This window comes from Maribacter sp., assembly GCA_020629415.1.
GTDB lineage: Bacteria > Bacteroidota > Bacteroidia > Flavobacteriales > Flavobacteriaceae > Maribacter > Maribacter huludaoensis.
The window spans coordinates 75,109-99,042 of the sequence record JAHDDL010000011.1; the positions used below are offsets into that span (position 1 = coordinate 75,109).

A 23,934-nucleotide genomic window follows, 5' to 3' on the forward strand; every position below is an offset into this window, starting at 1 on the left:
GATGGATCTAAAGCTAACTGTGCTTCAAATAATTTCTGGAACAAAGGATCATCCGTACACTCTTTGTTGAACATAAGACCTACAGCTCTTTTTACCCAAACAACATCTCCTTTTTTCTCTTCAAAACTTTTCTCATAAAGAGGAATAAGGTTTCCACAATCCGCTAAAGGACCTAATTTAGAATCAATACTACCCGCAATCTTACCATAAGCTTCAGAATAAGAGTTGTATGCCTTTAAACGAGACTTCTCTTTTGAAGTTAACGTACCTGCTTCTTCCTTAGGTAACAACTTGGCAATTTTGCCAGTAATTTTTTCGTTTTCTACTTCTATTTTTTCAGTAACCCCGTCATAAACATCAAAAACTTCCTGTAAGTCTTTTCTACCTGCCTTATGCTCATCAACCAAACTAGAAAAGTAAATGTATAATGCCTTTGGATTTGTAAAATTCTCCTTGTCGTTAGTAAATGCATCGCTTAACATGCTATACATTTTAGCATCGTCGGCCATTTTATTATCATACATTACCAATGCCTTATCTACCTCGGTCTCACCTTGGCTAGTTTTAGATGCAAAATGCTTTAACTTATTGTCATAAAGACCCATAAGATCATTAGCAAATTTTTCTTTGTCGGCACCTGTTGCCTTTTTCATTTTATCTTTAAGTATACGTTCACCATATACATAGATAGCGTTATTTAACTGTGGACAAGTTTCATAAACCATTTTCCATGGCTCATAAGCCGCGTCATAATTTTTAACTTTTGAATGCTCGGAAAATATGGACAAGTTAGTCATACATTCAGGGTTTTGTGCCTGTGCATTGCTCACTCCCATCATCCCTAGGAACATTATTGCCGTGAAGTAAAGTTTCGATTTCATGTTTTCTCTTTTTAAAATGGTTAATGTACTAAATTTTTTTATTAATTGATTTTTCTTTTCTGGAACCAGCGATCGTTCAATGATAGACCTACATTAAATTTAAAATAGCTCTCTTCAATTAAATTAGCCCTGGTAGTTCCTCTTTTACCAAATTCAAAACCTAGGTTAAGATTAGAGAAACTTCTCCCCAGTGGTAAGCCTAACCCAAAAGTTATGCCAAAGTTATTTATATCAACATCGTTCACCAACATACCGGTCTTATCCAATCGTAAGCCTGCACGATATGTTATACGTTTAAAGTAACTTGTAAATGAACCATGTTCCGGTGTAATAAAAGCCCCCAAAGCAAATGAACTTGCATCTTCATACACAATACTCTCTGCACCCAAGAATGCATTTTCAAAAGAACTCATCTCTTGAAAACTATACTCGGCACCTATAAACCATTTATAATCTTCCCCATAACCAATACCTAATGTAGTGGTAGTAGGTATTTTCAATTCAGTGTTCTTTAAATTCTGAGAAATCAAGTCTACCTCTACCTCTTCTATATTAACACCGGTAGACACTGAAAAAGAACCCAATTGCCTATCATTTTTAGACACCAGATTACCTTGTGTATTTACCCGTATTGATGTGTGAAGTCTATTTCTACCCTTAATAATAGGTGAATAATTTAGGGCATAATTAAAATCGAATCCGTTTACCCTTGAGCTTCTTCTATCAAAAGTACCAAACTGGACATCTTCTACTTGTTGCAATCTTTCACTATCCAAAGTACCAAAGTTGAAATTTACCGTAGCACCTATACTAACGTCTTTAAAAACTTCATACCCTACAGAATAGAAAACTCGCGTTAAACCGCCTTCACCAGAATAAACATTGACCAATGAATTGCCCGAAACAGTTCTTTCATCTACCAAATTATATCCAACAGATGAGTAAGGTTTAATACCAAAACCCATGCCCAGACCCTTACCTACACTAAAACCAAGTGCCAAATAATCTAGATTTGTAATAGAGCTTTGTTGTTCTTCCGTAAAACTTTTAAGGGTAAATTGCTTATTGGAAACACCGGCAGTGTAAGTAACCAAACCTTCACGGTCCATTACCTCTAAACCTAATTTACCAAAAGCAGCAGGGTTTTTTAAGTTGATGTGAATACTATCGGCATAGACGCCAATGCCTCCCATCATTTGATTTTCTACCGTACTTTCATTATTTAAATCTCCAATTCCAAAAAAAGAATAGGGAGAAACGGTACCATCTTGAGCGTACATACCAACAGTGGATATGTATACAATTGCAATTACAATTTTTCTGATCATTTAGTGCTTGTTGTATTCCAGCAAATAATTAAGCCCTTTCAGGAGAAATTTGGAATCCGCAAATATGGTATTTTTTAATCGTTTAGACAAAAATAGTGTGTCTCCACCGGTTAAAATAACTGTTAAATTTTTAAATCTTGCTTTGTAGAGATCAATGACACCGTCTATTTCAAGCGTAATTCCATTAACCGCCCCACTGTGTAGACAGTTTTCAGTGGTGTTGCCAATGTAGTCTAACAGCTCCTTTTTTTCGAGTAACGGCAATTTAGATGTTTGGTAATGCATAGCATTGTACCGCATTTGCAAGCCCGGGGAAATTGCGCCGCCTAGGTACTCATCAAAATCATTGATCATATCATACGTAACACAGGTTCCTGCATCAATAACCAAATTATTTTGATGTGGATTATAATAATAGGCAGCCGTAGCCAAGGCCAAACGATCTACACCCAAAGTTTGTGGAGAGGCATATGAGTTCTTAAACGGCACTTTTGACGCATGACTAAGCTCATGAAGTTCACTAAAAATAGCCAAAACCTTAATCTGTTCCTCTGAAATTGACCCTACACTAGAAATTATTGAAAATTCTATTTTAGGAAATTCCTTGAAAATTCTTTTTACCGCCTCAACAAACAAATCTACAACAACAGTCTCTAAATGAATTATTTCCGACTTTTTAAAGATCGCTAATTTGACATTTGTATTACCCGCATCAACAATTAAATTCATGTTGCAAAGATTAAAAATTAAAAAAACATTTTTCTTTTTTTACGATTTAGTTTGGAAATCATAAAATTGAAATTATATTTGCACCCGCTTACAGCAAGCATGGTGCCTTAGCTCAGTTGGTAGAGCAATGGACTGAAAATCCATGTGTCCCTGGTTCGATTCCTGGAGGCACCACAATAAATCCTTACTTAACGGTAAGGATTTTTTTGTTTACATCCCTTTCTTTTCTACACCAAAAATATACAAGGATAGCCAACCTACATACTATTAAAGCTGTATTTTTTACTTTATAAGTTGTAAGTAGGCAAATTGTAGAGTCTCCAGTGAAAATTTGCAAATCAAAGTAGGTGCGGTGCTGTTAACATCGACTAAAGACTACTTTAGCCGATATTAACACAATATAGTGAAGCAAATTTCTACCAATAGATATAAAGTAAATAAAGATTAAATTTCAGCGTAAATTAAATAGACGCAATTAACACACTGATTTTACAACATGTTAATCCCAAACCCGCTCTACCTTATGTTCTGTAAAATCTTCAATTTTTAATTCTTTTTCTGAATTGTTCACAATGGTCAAAGCCCTAAAAAACTCATTGGGAAAAATTTGATTGGTCATCACATACTGCCCCTCATTGATGAATAGCTCTAACGAAGAATGGTCTAAAAGCATCATTATTTCTATAGGTCCGTCGGGTATATTCGGAATCTTCATTTGTTGAACACCAAGAGCAAATTTTTCACTAAAGTCTACCTTACCCGATTTTCTTCGGTCAAAAGTGACAACTTTCTTGTCCCTATCAACATCTATACTTACGCTATCCCCATTTTTATTTCTAAAGTACATTTGCGCATTGGGCACGGAAAGCGTAAACTGTATTTTACTCTGGTTTCCATATTTAAGAGGCATAATTCTTTTTCTCGTAGGCAAGATTTCCAAAACACTTTCCGGATAAGCCATTGCTACGTGCCTCTCAAAACTTTTTAACGGATAATTGTACAACAACACGTCATCATTTACTTTCCGCAAGGTCAATTCTCTAGGCACTGTCATTGCACTTCGCCATTTATCGGTAGGTGTATCTCTTGCATAGTCCCAATTGCTCATCCATCCAATAAAAACACGTTCATCATTAGGTGCATCATTATAGGTTACTCCTGCATAATTATCCCTACCTAAATCTATCCACTTATGCTCCACTTGGTCCGAAGTAAATGTTTCTCCATCAAAATCTCCTATAAAATATTGCGTACCACTACCCCCATTTGGTGCACCCGGATTTATACTGATCAACAATACCCATTTTACCTCATTTGTACCTTCAATCTTCAACGGAAATAAATCTGGACATTCCCAAACACCTCCATGAGCACCTTGCTCTTTACCAAACTCACTAACTTTTTCCCACTCTTTTAAATTAGGAGAGTTCCATATTTGCAAATGATCACCTGCTACTAGTAGCATTGTCCAAGTTTCTTTTTTATCGTTCCAAAACACTTTGGGATCCCTAAAATCTTTAATGCCGGTATTACCAATTACAGGGTTGCCTTCATACTTGGTCCAACTATTACCATTATCCAAGCTATAGGCAATGCCCTGAGTTTGAAAATCTTTTTTACCTGCTTGCTCGCCCGCCATGTCATGATAGGTAAAAATAGCCACCATTGCCGTCTGATCTTCCGTGCCAAAACCCGAAGTGTTATTATGGTCCATAACGGCACTACCAGAAAATATCAATCCATGTTCATCTGGAAAAAGTGCAACTGGCTTATGCTTCCATTTCATCATATCTTTACTTACCGCATGACCCCAATGCATAGGTCCCCAAACGGCACTATCCGGATAATATTGATAGAACAAATGATATTCCCCATCATTATAGACAAGTCCGTTTGGATCGTTCATCCATTTTTCTTCTGGTGTAAAATGATATTGAGATCTATAGGGTTCTATATAATACCCTGTTGGCTCTACATCTTCCTTGAAAACTTCTTGTTTAACGTCTTGTTTACAACTAGTTATTAAAATACCCATTATTAAGACAAACACCTGTAAGCCTTTATTTTGCAAAGTTTTAACCATAAATTCACTTTTCAACCGGCACTTCTTGAAATCTAATTATAGTACCTTTGTAAAGATGAAAATACTAATTTCTAAATTAATATTCTGTCTTGTGATTTTATTACACTTCACTAATAAAAGCCTAGGCCAAGACAAAATTACAAAGGCTTTGAACTCTTGGAACCAAGGCACTATACCCTATGTATATTTTGATAATCTACCGATTACCGATTCTATTGCATACCTAGATACAAGGGAAAAAGAGGAATTTGAGGTAAGTCACCTAAAAAATGCCATTTGGGTAGGATACAAAAAATTTGACAAGCAAAGAGTTTTAGAATCTTTACCTGACAAAACACAACCTATTATAGTATACTGCTCTATTGGTGTTCGATCTGAAGATATTGGCGAACAGTTAAAAGATTTAGGGTATACCAAAGTTCAAAACCTTTATGGCGGAATTTTTGATTGGAAAAATAAAGGTGGACAAGTTTTTAACGACAAAGAAATACCTACCGATAGTGTTCATGCGTTTAGCAAGCATTGGGGCAAACTTTTAAAAGAAGGAATTAAGGTGTACTAGTTAGGAGTTTGGAAAATTTAAAGAATTAGATTGGCAATATTACAAAACAATAAAACGGAAAAAGACGAGAAAATTATAGATTTCACTCTCGCAAACTCAAACAACCTTTTGCTTATTTTCACCAGAAACCCAGAACTTGGTAAAGGCAAAAGGCGTTTAGCGGCAACTGTAGGTGACCAAGCAGCATTTGATATTTACAAATTCCTATTAGCGCATACGGTAGCCATTACCAAAAACCTTTATGCCGAAAAACAGGTGTATTACTCTGAAGAAATTTGGAATAACGATATTTGGGACAATTCTAAGTTTGATAAAAAAACACAAAAAGGCGATGACCTTGGCATTCGCATGGCAAATGCCTTTCAAGAAGGATTTAGAAACGAATATCAAAAAATCATTATCATTGGCAGTGATATGCTAGACCTTTCTCAAAATGATTTAGAAGATGCATTTAAGGCTTTAGAGAAAAATGATTTTGTAGTGGGTCCTGCAGAAGATGGAGGATATTATTTATTGGGCATGAAAAAATTTATGCCCGAACTTTTTAAAAATAAATTATGGGGTACGGAAACCATTTTAAAGGACACCTTAGCAGACCTTAGAAATGAAACAACCGCCCTTTTAGAAACAAAAAACGACGTTGATTATTATGAGGATATAAAGGATATTGAAGCCTTTGCCCCTTTTTTAAAACATATGAAAAAATGATGAAAGAAGAACTTTTAGAGTCTGTAGCTTACCTTAAAAACAAAGGTTTTGACAATCCAGAAATTGGTATTGTACTAGGCACAGGACTGGGAAAATTAGTAGATAGCATTGAAGATCCCATAGATGCCCATTATAACCACATTCCATTTTTCCCGTTGGCCACCGTAGAATTTCATACCGGAAAATTGGTCTATGGTACCATATCAGGAAAAAAAGTTGTGGTCATGCAAGGCCGTTTTCACCTTTATGAGGGGTATGACTTTTTAGATATTACCTACCCTATTCGCGTAATGCATATGTTAGGTATTTCAAAACTGTTCATCTCTAACGCCGCTGGTGCGGTAAACCTAGATTTTAAGAAAGGAGATATGATGTTGATAGAAGATCATATTAACCTTCAAGGAGGCTCCCCTTTGGCATTTAAAGGTGTAAGTGAATTTGGCGAACGTTTTGCAGATATGTCCGAACCTTACGATGTAGATATGCGCAAAAAACTTACCGATATTGCAAAAGAGCATAACATTTCATTAAAAAGTGGCGTGTATGCATCTGTTGTAGGACCTCAATTGGAAACTAGGGCAGAATACAGAATGATCAAATTAATAGGGGCAGATGCAGTAGGTATGAGTACCGTACCAGAGGTCATAGTTGCCAATCACCTGTCATTACCTATTGTAGCCGTTTCGGTCTTAACCGATGAGTGCGACCCAGATAATCTAAAACCTGTTGATATCGGTGAAATTATCTCCATTGCCGAAAAAACAGAACCTAAAATGGTTAAATTGTTTAAGGAATTGATCAAACAATTGTAAGGTACTACAGTATTTGACTACCATAAGTTAGCAAGTATTGATTTATGAGTACCCCACAGCCAACCATTAGCATTATTATACCGGTATTAAATGAAGACAAGTACATTAAAGATGTACTTGTCTCCATTTCTACCAATGCACGAACCAAGTGTATTAAAGAAATATTGGTCATTGATGGCGGTAGCACGGACCAAACAATTACCAATGCCAAGGCATACGGAGCCACAGTATTAAAAAGTAAAAAAGGGCGTGCTGCTCAAATGAACTTTGGGGCTACAAATGCCAATGGTAATATTCTCTATTTTTTACATGTGGACACCCTACCACCAGAAGGTTTTGACAAAGAAATCATTCAAGAATTCAAAAAAGGATTTGAAGTAGGATGCTTTCAAATGCGCTTTAATAGCAACAGCCCCTTTCTAAAATTCTTTTCTTGGTGCACCCGTATAAACCACCACATTTGTAGAGGTGGGGATCAATCACTTTTCATTACAAGTAAACTTTTTCATCAATTAGATGGTTTTAATGAAAACTATATAGTGTATGAAGACAATGAATTTATTCAGAGAGTCTACAAACTAAAACCGTTTAAGGTAATTTCTTCTGCTGTAACCACTTCTGCCAGAAGGTACGAAGAGCGCGGTATGATTAGGCTACAGTATCATTTTGGTATGATCCATCTTAAACATCGTTTGGGCGCAAATCCAAAAGAGCTATACGAATACTACCTAAAATATATAGCAGCTTAAATTATTCCCCTTCATAATCCAGCAAGACCCCTTCACTGATCCATTTTGCCAATGCCTGCCTATTATCTGGATCCACGATCCTTACTTGATCCTTTGCATTTCTAATATTTCCAATTTCGATAAAGGTCATAGCAGGGTGAGTCTTTTTCACCAAATAAAGAGAGGTTCTATCCTCAAAAGTACCAGAATAGCTTCGGTTTGGTTGGTATTTCTTATACTTGGCCTCAAAGGTCTTATGAACACTTTGCGCCAACCTTTTACCGTTTTTACTATGCTCATGGTGGTAAAAAAACACATCTATGTTCTGCCCTTCACTTCTACTATCTACATGTGTAACTATCAATCTTTGGTAGTTGCCTTTATTAGATTTATATAAATCATTTACAATTTCTACACGCTGCTTTAATCTCGCAACTTGATTTAAAGGTATTGTTTTGTCTAAATAAGCCACCTCATCATGGTCTACCTCTAAAATAAAATCATCTCTAATACCATCATTGGGATCTTGTATAATAATATAGACTTTTGCACCATGGGAAAGCAATTCTTTTGCCAAACGCAAGGTTATGTCATATGCATATTCATCTTCTGCAATGGTCTTACCGGCATATATGCCCATTGCCCCGGGATCAGGACCGCCATGACCGCTCACCAAATAATATATAGCACCTTTTAATCGTTCACTTTTCTCGATGACATTTTTATGCTTTTCACCAAATATATCGTAAGAAACACTTTCCAATTCCTTAATTTCCTTAGACTGTATCTGCAGCGAATCTACAATTGCCACAGTATCTAATTTTACAGCTGGCATAATGTATGTTCTACCCGCAATAAGATGTACACTATCGCGTAAATTATCATTGTTCAACAACACAAATTCATCGAACACTTCATAGGGATCAACACCTTGCTTTCTTAACAGTGACAATATACCGTCACCAGGTTCTGCAACAATAGTTTTTAATGAATCTTGCCCAAAGCAAAAAACACTTAAAAACATACATATTACTATGGTAAAATTTTTGTAATTCATCTTGGTACCAAACGCAAGGTCTATGCCATAATTTACGGAAGACTTCTCATAAAGACACAAAGATTGCTAAAAATATTGACCAATACCAAAGACAATACCATTGTCTCCGTCTTTTGTAATTCCGTAGCCATAATCAATTCTAAAAATTGCATTGAAAATGCGCTTGTGCATAAATCGCAACCCTACGCCTGGGTAAATTCTGAGATTTTCACTTTCCCACAAATCATCGAATCCGCCTGCTGGGTTGCGCCATGTACCTCCATCTATAAAAACATTTCCTTGTAGAACAAACTTGTTTTTATCTATTATAGTTTGACGATATTCCGTATTTAAAACAATCATTCCGGTACCTCTGTCAATTGTATTACCTACCCCTCTAATATTTAAATTATTATCTACCGTAAAGGGCGCAAAAGGACTATCAACATTACTTGCCAAACCTAAGCGAAGCCTATTTGCCCAATTACCTTTATCTCCTATTCTTTTGAAATACGTGAAATCATTGAAACCAATTAAAAATTCGGGAAGATTGGCATTTGTACTACCTACATATTGCAAATTCAACTGACTTCTAAATCCTTCTAAATAATGATAGAAGTAATCTAAACTATTATAATCATAAATGAATTTGAACAAATGCTTATCTACGTTTAAATTCAAAGGTACCCCAGCACTTGTGGCGCCCTCTATATATTCATAATCTTCCGTAAAAAAACTAAAGCCCAGCTCCATTCTGTTTTTAAAACTGAATTCATACAGCCCCAAGAGTTCAATACCTGTATTATTGTATTTATAATTAGCCGTATCATCTTGAAAAAAAACAGGTTCCAATGTACTGAAATCATTATAATTAAAGGCAAGCCCTAGCTTATTGGTAAATAAATAGGGTGCTCTTACACTTAAACCAAAAGAGCTGTAATTATCATATTGATAAAAAGCCCCTAAAGTAATGTTTCTACCAAAAGAATTGAACTCTTGCAAACCTACCCTAAATGCAAAATTATCATTTGAGGAACTGAAAAGATTGGCAAACGGAATTAACGTAAAGTTCTCTTCTATAACATATTCAACATTACAAGTTTTATTTGGCAATAAATTCACCTTAAAATATGCGTGAGATATTGAGGGCAGCTTTTTTAAACGGAGAATATCTTGATCCATTACTACAGTATCCAACTCCATACCTTTCTTTAAGGTAACCAGCTTTTCAATAAAAGAAATCTTAGTCCGCTTTGTTCCTGAAATCTGCAGTTGACTTACCTCATTGGTTTGCCCATACGCAGATGAGCATACTAAAAACAGTACTGCAACAACCAACAGCATACCTTTACATTTGCAGGTATTTAAGTCATAAACCATAAGGACATTTCATCTTGACTCTCAATATAGAACAAATTAAGTACGGAATCAATTTTAGTTAAAAACAACATGACTTAAACCAAAAAAGAGTCTAATTGCCTTACAACAATAAACTCTTTTAAGAAACACTCAAATAAAAATTAAAAAATACCTCTTAACCCTAGATTAAATGTTTGTCCTAAACCGGTATTATTACCGCGTACAAAATTAGTATATAGCAATTCTAGGTTCAAGGCACTTGTCAACTGATACTTTGCACCACCACCAATGGCAGTGAAATCTTGTGCAAAATTGTTACCTAAATCCAATCGTTGAGAATGTTGCGCCAAAGCTAAAACTGTGAATTTACTCGAAGGAAAATAGCTCAAGAACAAACCTGGGGTTAGGTTTAAACTATTATTGGCAAAGCTCTCTTCTTTATCACCAAAACTCAACTCTGAGTTTATTTCACTAAAAAGTTGCCATTTGTCTCCCGGAAAAGTATAGTCATAGAAAAATCTATTCTGCCATATGTAACCTTTTTGATCTAGAAAAACCCCGTTTTCAGTTTCATTATCCACTAACGGAATAAAGAAAGAACTCTGTATGGAAAAATTACTTACCGATGCTATTGGCACAAACTTTACAGATGGTGCAATAGAGGTAAGTCCAGATCTAGCCGTGTTATTTTCGCCATCAAATTTAAAAACATCAGTAGCACTTCTATCACCGATCACGTTAGATCTAAATTCTAAAATAGCACCTATATTCCATCGTTTATTGGTTCCTACACCTGTATATCCTTCTAACGTAGAGGTAAAAAATGTTTGTCTAGGTTCAGTACCGTCTGTAAAAGTACTTTTGGTCTGTGTGTACAAATTGTTGAACCATTTTACATCATACTGACCCTTACCTACCAGTTTTGAAGGTGTATACTGTTGAATATTACTTTTCTGCTGCAAACTATCTTGGGCAAAGCCTGTAAAAAAAGCGCAGAAGGCTGCTGTAAAAAATATGTTTCTAATTATAATTTTCATCTCTAGGTTTTTAAAATTCTTAGTTGATTATTTAGTTTCGTTCAAAGACCAGTCATAAGGATAATAAGATACTTTTGCCTTTTCTGGTAATTGTTCCTTTCTGTAGGTATTAATAAATTCTACGGTGCTTCCTTTTTGTTCAAAATCTCCCTTATACCACTCGAATAATTGTGAAATTTGCACCTTATTCTTATTCACCTTAATAAAATTGGGGTTGTTCAATGCCAAAACCGTTTGTTTTTGTAATTGACTGTTCAATGTAGCCGGTTTATATGCCGTATTTATTATAGGAGGACAACCCAAACCTGCACATACCAATACAAAATGAAATCTTGCTTCAGAAGGAAATTCCGCTCTCAGCAAATTATTCTCTATACCGTTCAAGGTTATGGATTTACCGCCAACCTCATGTTTAGTTTTATCAAAAAATCCAGGAACATCCAATGGTGATTTTAATGGGTAATTGTTTACAATACCGTCTATGACCAATAAATTATAAGCATTGATCCAAAAGGCTTGGTATTGTGTAGCATCAGATTTAGAAACCGAAATACCCTTTGCTATTTCCAAAACCTCATTTAAACTTTTTGGGTCATTTTTAATTGCGGCATACTTCACTTTGCCGTTCACTACATTGGCTTTAAAAAAGCTATCGCTTTTGCTAAAAAAAGTAGTTAAATCTTGTGCCGCTATACTGTTTACAGCAAAAAGGATAAACAAAAAAAGTATAATAGTTTTTTTCATGGTAATCTTAATTTAAAATTGCTTTTGAGATTGTTTAAGTCGGTCATTTTTTAAAAACCATACAAACAAAAAAATATTTTTCAACGATTTTTTCAATACTTACGTCTCAATTAATCACTGATTTTCTGGATGTTACAAAGACGTTTTAATTTCATTAAAACGCAAACTACGATTAAAAGTATCACAGAGTTATAACAAGTTTATAATCTTTCTAAATTAAAATGTAGCTGTTAAGTTCTTACCTTTAATACCGACACAACCACCAACAAAATCATTTTATGGATCATATTGTAATTATAGGTAATGGCATTTCTGGGGTCACTTTAGCTAGACATATTCGTAAACTATCTGACAAAAGAATTACTATTATTTCTGCAGAAAGCGATTATTTCTTTTCGCGAACAGCCCTAATGTACGTTTACATGGGACACATGAAATTTGAACATACCCAACCTTATGAGAACTGGTTCTGGAAAAAGAACAGAATTGATCTTATGAACGGTTTTGTTGAAAAAGTAAATACCAATTCTAAAAAATTACTTTTAAAAGGAGGTTCTACTGTTTCTTATGACAAATTGGTAATTGCAACCGGCTCAAAACCCAACAAGTTTGGCTGGCCCGGTCAAGATTTAAAAGGTGTACAAGGACTGTATTTCAAACAAGATCTTGAAATGCTAGAAAAAAATGCCCCTAACAACAAGGTATGTAATAGAGCGGTAATTGTTGGTGGCGGACTTATAGGTATAGAAATGGCAGAAATGTTGCGTTCTAGAGAAATACCGGTCACTTTTTTAGTTCGTGAAAAAAGTTTTTGGAACGGTGTGCTACCCGCAGGAGAATCCGCAATGATCAACGAACATATCATAGAGCACCATATAGATTTACAATTAGACACTAATCTTGAAAAAATTATTGCCGATGACAACGGTCATGCCAAAGCTGTTGTAACAGATAAAGGTGAAACCATTGAATGTAACGTTGTTGGCCTAACTGCCGGTGTTGCCCCTAATATAGATTTTCTAAAAGATTCTGGCTTAGAAATAGGTAGAGGTGTTAAAGTAAATAGATTTTTAGAAACCAACATAAAAGATGTATACGCCATTGGCGATTGTGCAGAGCAACATGAAGGCATAGGTAGCAGAAGACCTATAGAGGCCGTATGGTATACTGGCAGAATGATGGGCGAAACCCTAGCACAGACTATTTGTGGAAACCCAAGAAAGTATAATCCCGGTCACTGGTTCAACTCCGCGAAATTTTTAGATGTGGAATACCAAACTTATGGGTGGGTGTTTAGTGAACGAGGCAAAAAAGAAACTGAACAGCATTTTCATTGGAGACACCCCGAAGAAAAAATATGTATTACCGTAGCGTTCGACAAAGACACTCATCAATTTTTAGGTATCAACACTTTTGGCATACGTATGAGACATGAGATTTTTGACCAATGGTTAACGGAGAATAAAGACATCGATCATGTAATGACTTACTTAAAAGATGCCAATTTTGATCCGGAATTCTACAATCTTCACGAAGATGCAATTGTTGCCAAATACAATAGCGATTACAACAAGAATATTAATCCGAAGAAAAAAAGTTGGAAACGAATTTTCAGCATCGCCTAACTCAATTATTAAAATAAAAACACACCTACCATGGGTAATCTAAATAGAAGTATGTCACTTGCGGGAGAACCGCCAAAAGCTTTGAACACTGGCCAAAAATTGGCAGTAATAACAGGTATGACCGGTATGGGCATTCTTATTTTACAATTGTTCAATTTAAATTTAGGCAACAGCGCACTATGGCTTTCAATAGCTATTCTTGCCATTTTTGCCGGAATCATTTGGTTTTCACAGGCTGCATATGCACATAAACATAAAGGGATAAAAAATGATGGGGTTTGGTTTAAATCAATGTCCAGCAGAGGTGTACTAGCCTGGATGGCAGGTATCGCCTTAACAGGATTCTACATTGTTCTTTATTTTTATCCGCAATATTTAGGGCTAGTAAAAGATGGTGACAACACTGGTCTAATTGCATTGTTTGACCCGTTGAGCAAAGCTTTAAGTGGCAACCCAGCCAGCCAATGGTTTGTTTATGGTACGCTATATACCGTAGCTATTTTGGCTTTTGGAGCTAAATTTATTTGGAAATACCGTCATAATAAATACGAACAATTAAGAACGGTAAGTGTTATGTTCTTTCAAACGGCATTTGCATTCTTTATCCCAGAAATTATGGCAAGGTTAAACGGTGATTTACCCTATTATGACCTTAAGAATATGTGGCCCTTAAATTATTATAATTTTGAGCGCTACCGTATTAATGGCTTTATAGATTCTGGTAGTATAGGGATGACTATGTTGTTCTTTGGGATCATATCCATATTTGTTATATCTCCTTTCTTAACCTATAAATATGGTAAACGTTGGTACTGCTCTTGGGTTTGCGGTTGTGGTGGCCTGGCAGAAACTGCAGGAGATTCTTTTCGCCAATTAAGCGACAAATCTAAATTCGCCTGGAAAGTTGAGCGCTGGGTAGTACACAGTGTAGTAGTATTCGTAACCTTAATGACTACTGCGGTAATCTACTCTTATTTAGGTAACGACACCAGTAAATACTGGCTAACAAAAACCATGTTTATTTCTGGCGTTGCCATTATTTTAACCGCTGTATTTGCGTGGGTAATGATTTACAAAAGAGACGAACTTGAGAAAGATGCCAAATATGGCGCTATTGGATATTTTACCATAATAGCGGTATTAATAGGCATGCACTTTTTTAGTGGCTCTGGAAACATATTCATTTTTAAAGCAGAAACCCTACGTTCTACCTATAGCTTTTTGATCGGTAGTATTTTCTCCGGGGTAATAGGAACAGGTTTCTACCCCATTTTAGGAAACCGTGTATGGTGTAGATTTGGATGCCCAATGGCCGCAATATTAGGATTTCAGCAACGTATGTTCTCTAAATTTAGAATTACTACCAATGGTGGTCAATGTATCTCTTGCGGTAACTGTTCTACCTACTGTGAAATGGGTATAGATGTACGTGCTTACGCTCAAAAAGGCGCAAACATTGTAAGATCTAGTTGTGTTGGCTGTGGTATCTGTTCCGCTGTTTGCCCTAGAGGTGTATTAAAATTAGAGAACGGACCAGAAAAAGGACGTATAGACTCTAAAGAAGTTTTGTTGGGCAATGATGTTGATTTAATGGATCTTGTAAACAAAAACTAGTGGTATTCAGTAGGGTCATTTAGAAAGTGCCCAAAGTTATCATCTAGGAAAAAGAACATGAAAGATTGGTTTTAGCTAATCTTTCATGACCTTTACAACGTAATAACCACCATAGAAATTAAAAATGAATCGCTTTCTTTTTATCATAATTCTCCTCTCTTTGCATTTGCAGGGGCAAAAAGAAATCAATTATCCTGAGGTAATTTATGGTAAGGACAATATAAGCGCCAGCTGGGTTAGCCATCCAGATATTAAAGGTGGAGAGGACACTGCAGTGTTATTTAGAAACACTTTCAATATCACCGATTCTAAAGAAGATTTCATCATTAATATTTCTGCAGACAATCATTACTTCCTATATGAAAATGGGCATTTTATTACCCACGGTCCTCAATTAAGCGACATTCAGCACTATAAATTCGAAACCTTAAACTTAAAAGACTATCTAAACAAGGGCAAAAACGTTATCGCCGTTAAGGTCATCAATTTTGGAAAAAGGAGATTCTTAGGCATGCAGTCCATATTTACTAGTGTTATGGTAAACGGTGTTACCGAAAATGCCAAAGTCGTTAATACTACTGGCTTTAATGATACTTGGCTAAGTACTATAGACCAATCATATAAAGCTAATGAAGTGGTTTGGAGAGGTAATGGGGAAAAGGCGATTGTTGGCGGATTCTATGCAAACAACCCAACCGATATTATTGATATGAACCACTACCCAACTAATTGGGAAACGTTGGATTATGATGATTCCAGGTGGAAAAAGGTTGAATTTTTTGAGAATGCCAGTAGCATGGGCGGTTCCATTGCCTATTTATTAGAACCTCGTAATTTGCCTTTGCTTTCCTGGGATGAGGAAAGAGTTGCAAGCATTGTTCGTTCCTCTTCTGACCTAAACACAGAGTTTCCTGTATTGGGTACGTTGACACTTGCCCCCAATACAAAAACTACTTTTCTTTTGGACCAGCAGTATGTCACCAACGGATTTCCAGAACTGCTATTCAGCAAAGGGAAATCAGCCAAAATCACTATAAAATATGCCGAGAATCTTTTTGGTGAAAACAATGAAAAAGGTGACCGAAACAATATTGAAAACAAACAGCTTTTAGGGTATTACGATGAAGTTATTTCTAACGGTAATGTGGCTCAAAAATTTATTCCTAATTGGATGCGCACTTTCCGTTTTATAGCATTTGAAATAGCTACCAAAGACCAAGAACTTATTCTAGAAAAGTTTGTAAATCATAGATCACGAACCACCATACCATCTATCGCAGAGTTTTCTTCGGACGATGACATGTTCAACGACATCTTTAAAATTTGCAAACGCACTATTGATATCTGTACACAAGATTATTTTTTGAGCGATGCTTATTATGAGACCATGCAATATGTTGGCGATACCAAAATACAGGCATTAATTTGGCAGGCAATGAGCGGTAATACGGCACATACCAAAAATGCCATTCGCCAGTTTGATCATTCCAGGGATTCTGATGGCAATATATTAGGTGCCTATCCTCTACGCTCTACATTTATTTACCCTACCTATTCTTTGGTTTGGGTAGATATGATTGTCGATTATTATAAAACCTCTGGTGACAAAGCATTTATACATACTTACAAAGACGGCATCGTCAATACTTTAGCTGGTTTTGAAAAGAACATGAATGAGCTTAATTTGGTAAACAAAACACCCTATCGCTATTTCGTTGATTGGTATACAGGACCCAATAATGGCAGTGGTACGGCAACAAAAAATGATGGTCTTAATTCTGCCGTTGTAAGCCTACATTATGTTCATGCACTACAGAACGCTGCACTACTTTTTAAAGAAATAGGAGACGACCATGCCTATAACAGCTATAAAAATAGAGCGCAAGAAATTATAGCATCGGTCAACGAACATTGTTACGATGCCAAAAGAAAGCTCTTTGCTGAAAGACCTGACAAGACCATTTATGATCAACATACCAATATCATGGCCATATTGACCAATGCCATACCATTGTCAAAGCAAAAAGCATTATTATCAAAAATTCTAACCGAAAAAGATTTATTACAGGCTACCTACTACTATCGCTTTTATCTTTTTGAAGCGATAAAAAAAGTGGGTACACCAGAGCTATTCGACCTTGCACAAAAACCTTGGGAGCAAATGATCAACGATCATATGACCACTACCCTAGAACGCTTTGAAAGTGCCGAAAAGCCAACAAGGTCAGAGGTTCATCCATGGAGTGCATCACCAGCCTATTTTTATTTCAATTATTTGGCGGGCATTAGCTCGGTAAAAAATAATTTTGAAGAAATAGCTATAGCTCCCACTTTTGGCAAGCTAAATAAAATGGTAGGTTTGCTACCCACACCAAAAGGAAATATTGAATTTGACATAAGGAGAAACAAGAATAAACTATTTGCCGAAATAATAATTTCAAATACCATGACAGGTAACTTGATTTGGCAAGAAACTAAAATTCCGCTTAAAAGAGGAAAAAACACTTATATCATTAAAAATCGAAAATAACGGCTTTATTATTCATACAGCCATGATTTACATATTAATCTAAATATTTATAAAATGAAGCTATTAAAACTTTCTTACCCCGCTCTTATCTGTATAGGAATGTTAGCTTTTATAAACCCTGAAGATAAACGTTACGAGCGCACCTACTACGAAGACGGCACACTAGAAAGTGAAGGATGGATGCGCTATAGCACAAGAACAGATTATTGGACTTTCTACCACCCTAACGGTTACAAATCCGAACAGGGTTTTTACGCTTATGGCAAGAGAGAAAAATATTGGTTTTTTTATAGCGAAGACCGCATAAGAACCAAAGAGGGAAAATTTGCCGATAATAAAGAAATAGGGTGGTGGCTATTTTACGATAAAAAAGGAAGAATAAACCATAAGTGCCAGCTCACAAAAGGGATTAAAGACGGATACTGCCTAAAATACAAGGATACTAAATTGATATCCGCAGAGAAATATAGTAAAGGTGAAAAAATAAAGGAATGGACATCTTTTAGTGCTTTTACCAGTGAAAATAGCTTATCAGATTTAAAATAATGACAGACATTAAAGTAATAATACCAGCTTTTAACGAAGCAGATTCCATTGCGCATGTCATCAATGAACTACCAAAATCGGTTTCTGAGGTCATCGTTGTTAATAATAACTCTACAGATGATACCGAAAAAAATGCGGCAGCAGCAGGTGCTACCGTACTTACAGAAAACAGAAAAGGATATGGCTATGCTTGTCTTAAAGGCCTAGAATACATATCAAACCTGTCAAAACAACCTGATATTATCGTATTTATTGACGGAGACTATTCTGACTATCCGGAAGAACTAACCAAGGTAGTGGCCCCTATTTTAAAAAATAATATCGATTTTGTGGTAGGTGCCAGAACCAAGAGTCTACGAGAAGAAGGATCCATGACCCCACAACAGGTTTTTGGCAACTGGTTGGCTACATTTTTAATGCGATTGTTTTTTGGTGCAAAATTTACGGATTTGGGCCCATTTAGGGCAATTAAGTACGAAAAGCTCAAAGAATTGAACATGGAAGACAAAACTTATGGATGGACGGTTGAAATGCAACTTAAAATTCTTAAGAAAAAGATGACATATACCGAAGTACCAGTACGTTACAAACGAAGAATTGGCGTATCTAAGGTATCTGGTACCGTAAAAGGTAGTATATTTGCAGGCATAAAAATTTTGGGGTGGATCTTCAAATACAGTATTAAATAATATGGCACTAGCTTTAGCTTATTTTATTATCATAATTTATAGTATTTCTTTACTATTAATTTTCTTTTATAGCTTGGCACAGCTTAATCTGTTGATCAACTACTTATCTCAAAAAAGACAGAACCAAACAGCTCCAAAATTTAATCTTTTAGACCCTAAGGAAATTCCATTTGTAACCATTCAACTTCCAGTGTTCAACGAAGAGTATGTAATGGACCGTTTATTGGAGAATATTGCAAAAATAGAATATCCTAAAAGTAAATTAGAGATTCAGGTACTGGATGATTCTACAGATGACACCGTTATTACTACTGCTGCCAGTATTGCTAAATTGCAGGAAACCGGTTTGGACATTAAACATATTACAAGAACCGATCGTTCCGGTTTTAAGGCCGGCGCCTTAAAAGAGGGACTTGAAGTAGCCAAGGGTGAATTCATAGCTATTTTTGATGCCGATTTTTTACCGGCTTCAGATTGGCTGAAAAAAACAGTTATTTATTTTAAAGACGAAGAGATCGGTGTAGTACAGACCCGTTGGGGGCATCTGAACCGCGATTATTCTACACTAACCAAAATACAGGCATTTGCACTTGATGCGCACTTTACCTTAGAACAGGTAGGACGCAACAGTAAAGGTCACTTTATCAACTTCAACGGCACCGCAGGTATTTGGAGAAAAGAGTGCATAATTGACGCAGGTAACTGGGAAGGTGATACTTTAACAGAAGATCTTGACCTTAGCTACCGCGCACAGTTAAAAAACTGGAAATTCAAGTATTTAGAAAATGTAGAAACGCCAGCAGAACTACCTGTTGTAATCAGTGCAGCACGTTCCCAGCAATTTCGTTGGAACAAAGGTGGGGCAGAGAACTTTAGAAAAACGGTTTGGAGCGTTATAAGCGCGAAGAACATACCTTTTAAAACTAAATTTCACGGGGTAATGCACCTTTTAAACAGCTCTATGTTCTTATGTGTATTCTTAGTGGCGTTACTAAGCATACCATCGCTATATATTAAAAATACGTACGGTCATTTAGATTGGGTATTCTCCTTATTAAGTTTGTTCACAGTAAGTACCATCATCTTATTTGTCTGCTATTGGTTTACCTATAAGAGTATACAAGGCAGCGGTTTCAACAACTTTGTAGATTATATACGTATTTTCTTCACCTTTTTCTCTGTAGCATTAGGTTTCTCTTTACACAATACCATTGCAGTAATTGAAGGACATATGGGTAAACGAAGTGAATTTGTACGTACACCAAAATTCAACATCAGTACTTTAAAGCAAAGCTGGAAAGGCAATAAGTACCTAGCTAAAAAATTATCACCAAATATGATTTTGGAATTTGCCTTAATGATCTATTTCATGTTCGGCATGTACAGCGCAATACCATTAAATGATTTTGGACTGTTTCCTTTTCACTTTATGCTGTTCTTAGGCTTTGGGTTTGTATTCTTTAAATCACTGACCTCAAGGGCTTAAAACTGATTTATTCTAAGAATCAAAAAAGTTTAAAGCAAAATTTGTATCAAAAGCTCATATCTAATTTTATTTTTTGAAATTAAAAAAAGTGCCATATTGTTTTATTTCCCTTAAAGTAAATATTTAAACACTTTAATAACTACTAACGAGTTTGGCAATAACAAGGTCTCCTTTTAATATTAAAACAAATTTTATTAGTTCAATTTGGAATAATTATTCCAAATTACATACCTTTGCCTTATGTCTAAGAAAGAGGCCATATTATCATCTGCGCTTAAATTGCTAACGGAAAAAGGAGTACATAATACACCTATGTCCGCCATTGCAAAAGCAGCAGGTACAGGCATGGGTACTATTTATAACTACTTCCCTAATAAAGATATTCTTATCAATGAAATATATATTGGCATCAAGAATAAAGAGAAAGAACTATTTGTGAAATTTGATGCCAACCAACCTATAAAAACGCAATTTGAGCTTTATTTTACCTCAATTATCGACTTTTTTACTGCAAATCCAGAGAGTTTTCAATTTATGGAGCAATTACAAGCTTCGCCTATTATCACAGAAGAAATACGAACAGAAGGTGCAAAAGCCATTACACCTGTAAAAGATTTATTGATAAAAGGCAAGCAAGAACGTATAATTAAAGCTATAGCGGTTGATGAGTTGCTCATGTTTATTGGCGGTGCCGTTTTATCCTATTTAAGATGGTATTTTAATCAAACTGAAATCAAAAATTCTTCCCTTAAAAATCAAATACAATTGGTCTGGGACGGAATTAAAGAATAAAAAATTTATATTTAAAATGGAATGAACATTCACTCTAAATAAAAGGATTATGAAAAAAAACGTATTAATTACAGGAACATCAACAGGTGTAGGTTTTGAAAGCGCCATATTATTCGCAAAAAACAATTTTAAGGTATATGCTAGTATGCGAAATCTTAAAAAGGCGGTAGAACTTAAGAAACGTATTGCTGATGAAAATTTAGATATTGAAATTCTTGAATTGGATGTAACTAAAATTGAATCAATAACCGCTGCCGTTGAAACTATTTTAGAAAAAGAGGGCAAAATAGACATACTTTTCAATAATGCCGGTGCCGGTTTTGCAAAAACAACCGAACTAAGTACGGAGGCAGAAATTAGATGGGTTACCGATGTCAATTACCTAGGGGTCGTTTTCTGTACTCAGGCGGTATTGCCACATATGAGAAAGCAAAAAAGCGGCCAAATTATATCGATTACTTCCGTTGGTGGTTTGGTAGGCCAACCATTTAATGAACTGTATTGTGGAGCAAAATTTGCCGTTGAAGGTTTTATGGAAGGTCTTGCGACATATGTGGGAGATGCTTTTAATATCAATTTTACATGTATTGAACCAGGAGGAATTTCTACAGAGTTTATGACTTCTGCTATTGATAAAACTGCTGTAGATGGTCAGTTTGCAACGGGTGAATACCTTCCTATTTTTGAAAGGTATATGGCGGGGAACCAAAAAAGGGCGCAAGAAAGTGAAGAACAGGTATACCAAACTGGTTTAGAAGTTGCCAATGTGGCTTTAAAGGTTGCACAAAATGAAAATCCACCGTTGCGACTTCGCACCTCTAAATGGGCAGAAGATTTTTGCCATTTAAAGACACAAGCAGATCCTGACGGCACCAAACTAGTACAACAAATAAAAGAGTCCTTTTTATAAGGACACTATATTTATCATAACCAAGATTTTGATTTGAAATAGCATTTTACGGTCTGACCTACATATTATAGAGCTTAAATATTGACTTATCACCAAATAAATCAGACCGTTCTACGCTAAATAACTGGGTGTATTCTGTATTATGTACTTTAAAGTACTTAACTTGAAGATTACAAACTATAATTTGGCGTTATGATGAAAACTTATTTTAAGATTTTAGCGATACCTGTAACAGTATTCATTTTATTTGCGTGCAAAGACACAAAGTCAAAATCCAATACTGAAACAACTACAGAAGCAACCTTTTCCGTCAATAAAGAAAACTTTCTTCCCGGCGGTTTAGTTGAACCAATATCTGTTGTTAGTAAGGAAATGTCCGATGGTTCTACCGCAGATTGTTACAAAATAGTAACTTCTGGTACACCTACAGAACACGATATGGGACCTTGGTGTCCTGATAATATTTCAGATGACGCTTCAAAAGGTGGCATATGGGCCGTTGAAGGGGAAATATATGATATAGATGGCGAATTTATTAAAAACTTAGGTACACTCCTTAATAATGATACGTGGATGCTCTATGATAAGAGCACAGGTGAAATCACTAAAACTAAGACCAAGGAAGAATGTAATGATGCCGCAAACCCAAATGTTGGTGAAGAATACAAAAACTTTTGTGTGGAATGCTTACCTTCTTATATAACAGGGATGACGCATACCTACTATATACCCGTTACCCCAAAAAAGGCTCCCGAAGGGTATGCTTTTAATTCTGGACGTCCTGCAGGCGGCGGTGGTGAACATACAAGACCGGAACATCCAAAAGACGGAGAAAGACCTAAGGGACCACCACCAGTTGAAGGGGCTATCGGACCTTCAAATAGAGGTTTAGCTTTCAACGGTGTTGTATTTAACGCACCCGCACCTGTAGATGTTATTTTAGCTGCTTACACCATTGCCCCTTTTGATGATGCTGGCGGACATATAAACTTACATGAAGGATATCATTACCACGCAGCCACTGGTGTTTCTAAAAAAATACCACAAGAAGACAATCATGCTCCAATGATAGGCTATGCTATGGACGGATACCCAATTTTTGCCAATACGGATGCCAATGGTAATAAGCCTACAAATTTAGACGAATTTAGAGGTCATTACGACGAAATTAGAGGTTACCATTACCATGTAGACAAGGCTGGAAGCAATAATTTCATTGACGGTTTACGTGGTGTTTATGCTATGTAAGAAACCGCTTTTACAACTTTTTCTTGCCGCTTTTCTATTGGTAAGCAATTTGCTAGGTGCCCATAATCCAGATTTTTCAAGTATAATTATTTCTAAAACGGAGAATGGGCAAATTGTCATGCAATTAAATAGCTCATTGACTGCTTTTCAACAAGAGGTCAACTATATAAACGGACATGGCGCCTATTCATCTCCAGAGGAATTTCAAGAATTGGTACTTCAACTATTTACGTCTAGGTTTTCCATTATTCTCAATAAAAATATCACGGTGAAATTTAAAAATTCTAAAGTTTTCTTAGGTCACGACACCAAGATTGTGTCAGAGCTAGATGACCTACCTAAAGGGACAAACGCTATCTATTTAAAAAATGAAATGTTCAAAGACCTAAATAATAGTCAATCTATTATTATTTTTTTATTAGAGGGCTTCCCGAAAGAAAAATATAAATTGGAACGCGATAATAGTTACGAAATAAATATTGCTCTA

Annotated in this window: 21 protein-coding genes, 1 tRNA gene and 1 pseudogene; 15 read left to right on the forward strand and 8 right to left on the reverse strand. The window is 35.8% G+C overall.

Annotated features, from left to right (window positions below):
- The 3 genes and pseudogenes from QZ657_RS06650 to QZ657_RS06660 form a co-directional block, all read right to left on the reverse strand.
- Positions 1 to 881: pseudogene (locus QZ657_RS06650) on the reverse strand (hypothetical protein); the annotation flags it as partial.
- Positions 882 to 922: 41 nt separating this feature from the next.
- Entirely contained in the window at positions 923 to 2,209 is a 1,287-nt protein-coding gene (locus QZ657_RS06655; protein ID WP_291965759.1) for a hypothetical protein, read from the reverse strand.
- Positions 2,210 to 2,938: a type III pantothenate kinase gene (locus QZ657_RS06660; RefSeq protein WP_291965761.1), complete on the reverse strand. Its 729-nt coding sequence runs from the start codon at positions 2,936 to 2,938 to the stop codon at positions 2,210 to 2,212.
- Between the two features lie 101 nt (positions 2,939 to 3,039).
- On the opposite strand from QZ657_RS06660, the gene QZ657_RS06665 reads away from it, so the two are divergent.
- Positions 3,040 to 3,112: transfer RNA gene (locus tag QZ657_RS06665), tRNA-Phe, on the forward strand.
- A 325-nt stretch (positions 3,113 to 3,437) separates the two neighbouring features.
- Here the strand turns inward: QZ657_RS06665 and QZ657_RS06670 are convergent.
- Positions 3,438 to 5,021 carry a glycoside hydrolase family 32 protein gene (locus QZ657_RS06670; protein ID WP_291965763.1) on the reverse strand — a complete coding sequence of 528 codons (1,584 nt, stop codon included), beginning with the start codon at positions 5,019 to 5,021 and terminating at the stop codon, positions 3,438 to 3,440.
- Between the two features lie 91 nt (positions 5,022 to 5,112).
- On the opposite strand from QZ657_RS06670, the gene QZ657_RS06675 reads away from it, so the two are divergent.
- From QZ657_RS06675 to QZ657_RS06690, 4 genes are read left to right on the forward strand one after another with little or no spacing between them, the layout of a single operon-like run.
- Positions 5,113 to 5,583, forward strand: a complete 471-nt coding sequence (locus tag QZ657_RS06675) for a rhodanese-like domain-containing protein (RefSeq protein WP_291965765.1) — start codon at positions 5,113 to 5,115, stop codon at positions 5,581 to 5,583.
- Positions 5,584 to 5,619: 36 nt separating this feature from the next.
- Positions 5,620 to 6,291 (forward strand): TIGR04282 family arsenosugar biosynthesis glycosyltransferase, encoded by a 672-nt coding sequence (locus QZ657_RS06680; protein WP_291965792.1) that lies wholly within the window; start codon positions 5,620 to 5,622, stop codon positions 6,289 to 6,291.
- Positions 6,288 to 7,103: a purine-nucleoside phosphorylase gene (locus tag QZ657_RS06685; protein WP_291965767.1), complete on the forward strand. Its 816-nt coding sequence runs from the start codon at positions 6,288 to 6,290 to the stop codon at positions 7,101 to 7,103. Before QZ657_RS06680 ends, QZ657_RS06685 begins: the two co-directional genes overlap by 4 nt.
- 44 nt (positions 7,104 to 7,147) lie before the next feature.
- Positions 7,148 to 7,852: a TIGR04283 family arsenosugar biosynthesis glycosyltransferase gene (locus QZ657_RS06690; RefSeq protein WP_291965770.1), complete on the forward strand. Its 705-nt coding sequence runs from the start codon at positions 7,148 to 7,150 to the stop codon at positions 7,850 to 7,852.
- Position 7,853: 1 nt separating this feature from the next.
- On the opposite strand, the gene QZ657_RS06695 is transcribed toward QZ657_RS06690, so the two are convergent.
- The 4 genes from QZ657_RS06695 to QZ657_RS06710 all read right to left on the reverse strand — a co-directional run bounded on the left by QZ657_RS06695 (position 7,854) and on the right by QZ657_RS06710 (position 12,007).
- A complete protein-coding gene (locus QZ657_RS06695) occupies positions 7,854 to 8,855 on the reverse strand; it encodes an N-acetylmuramoyl-L-alanine amidase family protein (RefSeq protein ID WP_291965772.1) in 1,002 nt (333 codons plus the stop codon).
- Between the two features lie 99 nt (positions 8,856 to 8,954).
- Positions 8,955 to 10,211, reverse strand: a complete 1,257-nt coding sequence (locus QZ657_RS06700; protein WP_291965774.1) for an outer membrane protein assembly factor — start codon at positions 10,209 to 10,211, stop codon at positions 8,955 to 8,957.
- Between the two features lie 176 nt (positions 10,212 to 10,387).
- A complete protein-coding gene (locus QZ657_RS06705) occupies positions 10,388 to 11,263 on the reverse strand; it encodes a hypothetical protein (RefSeq protein WP_291965776.1) in 876 nt (291 codons plus the stop codon).
- Positions 11,264 to 11,290: 27 nt separating this feature from the next.
- Positions 11,291 to 12,007 (reverse strand): DUF547 domain-containing protein, encoded by a 717-nt coding sequence (locus QZ657_RS06710; RefSeq protein ID WP_291965778.1) that lies wholly within the window; start codon positions 12,005 to 12,007, stop codon positions 11,291 to 11,293.
- Positions 12,008 to 12,285: 278 nt separating this feature from the next.
- On the opposite strand from QZ657_RS06710, the gene QZ657_RS06715 reads away from it, so the two are divergent.
- The 10 genes from QZ657_RS06715 to QZ657_RS06760 form a co-directional block, all read left to right on the forward strand.
- The gene (locus QZ657_RS06715) at positions 12,286 to 13,632 is read left to right on the forward strand and encodes an NAD(P)/FAD-dependent oxidoreductase (protein WP_291965780.1); all 1,347 of its coding nucleotides are present in this window, start codon (positions 12,286 to 12,288) and stop codon (positions 13,630 to 13,632) included.
- Positions 13,633 to 13,662: 30 nt separating this feature from the next.
- The gene (locus QZ657_RS06720) at positions 13,663 to 15,246 is read left to right on the forward strand and encodes a 4Fe-4S binding protein (protein ID WP_291965782.1); all 1,584 of its coding nucleotides are present in this window, start codon (positions 13,663 to 13,665) and stop codon (positions 15,244 to 15,246) included.
- Positions 15,247 to 15,370: 124 nt separating this feature from the next.
- A complete protein-coding gene (locus QZ657_RS06725) occupies positions 15,371 to 17,776 on the forward strand; it encodes a hypothetical protein (RefSeq protein WP_291965785.1) in 2,406 nt (801 codons plus the stop codon).
- A gap of 54 nt (positions 17,777 to 17,830) precedes the next feature.
- Positions 17,831 to 18,322 (forward strand): toxin-antitoxin system YwqK family antitoxin, encoded by a 492-nt coding sequence (locus QZ657_RS06730; RefSeq protein ID WP_291961795.1) that lies wholly within the window; start codon positions 17,831 to 17,833, stop codon positions 18,320 to 18,322.
- Positions 18,322 to 19,011 carry a glycosyltransferase family 2 protein gene (locus tag QZ657_RS06735; protein WP_276471023.1) on the forward strand — a complete coding sequence of 230 codons (690 nt, stop codon included), beginning with the start codon at positions 18,322 to 18,324 and terminating at the stop codon, positions 19,009 to 19,011. Before QZ657_RS06730 ends, QZ657_RS06735 begins: the two co-directional genes overlap by 1 nt.
- A gap of 1 nt (position 19,012) precedes the next feature.
- A complete protein-coding gene (locus QZ657_RS06740) occupies positions 19,013 to 20,497 on the forward strand; it encodes a cellulose synthase family protein (protein ID WP_276471022.1) in 1,485 nt (494 codons plus the stop codon).
- A 240-nt stretch (positions 20,498 to 20,737) separates the two neighbouring features.
- Positions 20,738 to 21,289, forward strand: coding sequence for a TetR/AcrR family transcriptional regulator (locus QZ657_RS06745; protein WP_291965786.1), 552 nt, complete (start codon positions 20,738 to 20,740; stop codon positions 21,287 to 21,289).
- 49 nt (positions 21,290 to 21,338) lie between these two features.
- On the forward strand, positions 21,339 to 22,199 hold the full coding sequence (locus QZ657_RS06750) for an SDR family oxidoreductase (protein ID WP_291961800.1): 861 nt from the start codon (positions 21,339 to 21,341) through the stop codon (positions 22,197 to 22,199).
- A gap of 192 nt (positions 22,200 to 22,391) precedes the next feature.
- Positions 22,392 to 23,447 (forward strand): YHYH protein, encoded by a 1,056-nt coding sequence (locus QZ657_RS06755; RefSeq protein WP_291965788.1) that lies wholly within the window; start codon positions 22,392 to 22,394, stop codon positions 23,445 to 23,447.
- The coding region (locus tag QZ657_RS06760) for a hypothetical protein (protein WP_291965790.1) at positions 23,437 to 23,934 on the forward strand (498 nt) is incomplete at its 3' end. The genes QZ657_RS06755 and QZ657_RS06760, both read left to right, overlap by 11 nt.

Bases quoted from the DNA above. Each gene is read 5' to 3' on its own strand.
- QZ657_RS06655 (WP_291965759.1), bottom strand. From the start codon at position 2,209: ATGATCAGAAAAATTGTAATTGCAATTGTATACATATCCACTGTTGGT.
- QZ657_RS06660 (WP_291965761.1), bottom strand. From the start codon at position 2,938: ATGAATTTAATTGTTGATGCGGGTAATACAAATGTCAAATTAGCGATC.
- QZ657_RS06670 (WP_291965763.1), bottom strand. From the start codon at position 5,021: ATGGTTAAAACTTTGCAAAATAAAGGCTTACAGGTGTTTGTCTTAATA.
- QZ657_RS06685 (WP_291965767.1), top strand. From the start codon at position 6,288: ATGATGAAAGAAGAACTTTTAGAGTCTGTAGCTTACCTTAAAAACAAA.
- QZ657_RS06690 (WP_291965770.1), top strand. From the start codon at position 7,148: ATGAGTACCCCACAGCCAACCATTAGCATTATTATACCGGTATTAAAT.
- QZ657_RS06695 (WP_291965772.1), bottom strand. From the start codon at position 8,855: ATGTTTTTAAGTGTTTTTTGCTTTGGGCAAGATTCATTAAAAACTATT.
- QZ657_RS06700 (WP_291965774.1), bottom strand. From the start codon at position 10,211: ATGCTGTTGGTTGTTGCAGTACTGTTTTTAGTATGCTCATCTGCGTAT.
- QZ657_RS06705 (WP_291965776.1), bottom strand. From the start codon at position 11,263: ATGAAAATTATAATTAGAAACATATTTTTTACAGCAGCCTTCTGCGCT.
- QZ657_RS06710 (WP_291965778.1), bottom strand. From the start codon at position 12,007: ATGAAAAAAACTATTATACTTTTTTTGTTTATCCTTTTTGCTGTAAAC.
- QZ657_RS06715 (WP_291965780.1), top strand. From the start codon at position 12,286: ATGGATCATATTGTAATTATAGGTAATGGCATTTCTGGGGTCACTTTA.
- QZ657_RS06720 (WP_291965782.1), top strand. From the start codon at position 13,663: ATGGGTAATCTAAATAGAAGTATGTCACTTGCGGGAGAACCGCCAAAA.
- QZ657_RS06725 (WP_291965785.1), top strand. From the start codon at position 15,371: ATGAATCGCTTTCTTTTTATCATAATTCTCCTCTCTTTGCATTTGCAG.
- QZ657_RS06730 (WP_291961795.1), top strand. From the start codon at position 17,831: ATGAAGCTATTAAAACTTTCTTACCCCGCTCTTATCTGTATAGGAATG.
- QZ657_RS06735 (WP_276471023.1), top strand. From the start codon at position 18,322: ATGACAGACATTAAAGTAATAATACCAGCTTTTAACGAAGCAGATTCC.
- QZ657_RS06740 (WP_276471022.1), top strand. From the start codon at position 19,013: ATGGCACTAGCTTTAGCTTATTTTATTATCATAATTTATAGTATTTCT.
- QZ657_RS06745 (WP_291965786.1), top strand. From the start codon at position 20,738: ATGTCTAAGAAAGAGGCCATATTATCATCTGCGCTTAAATTGCTAACG.
- QZ657_RS06750 (WP_291961800.1), top strand. From the start codon at position 21,339: ATGAAAAAAAACGTATTAATTACAGGAACATCAACAGGTGTAGGTTTT.
- QZ657_RS06755 (WP_291965788.1), top strand. From the start codon at position 22,392: ATGATGAAAACTTATTTTAAGATTTTAGCGATACCTGTAACAGTATTC.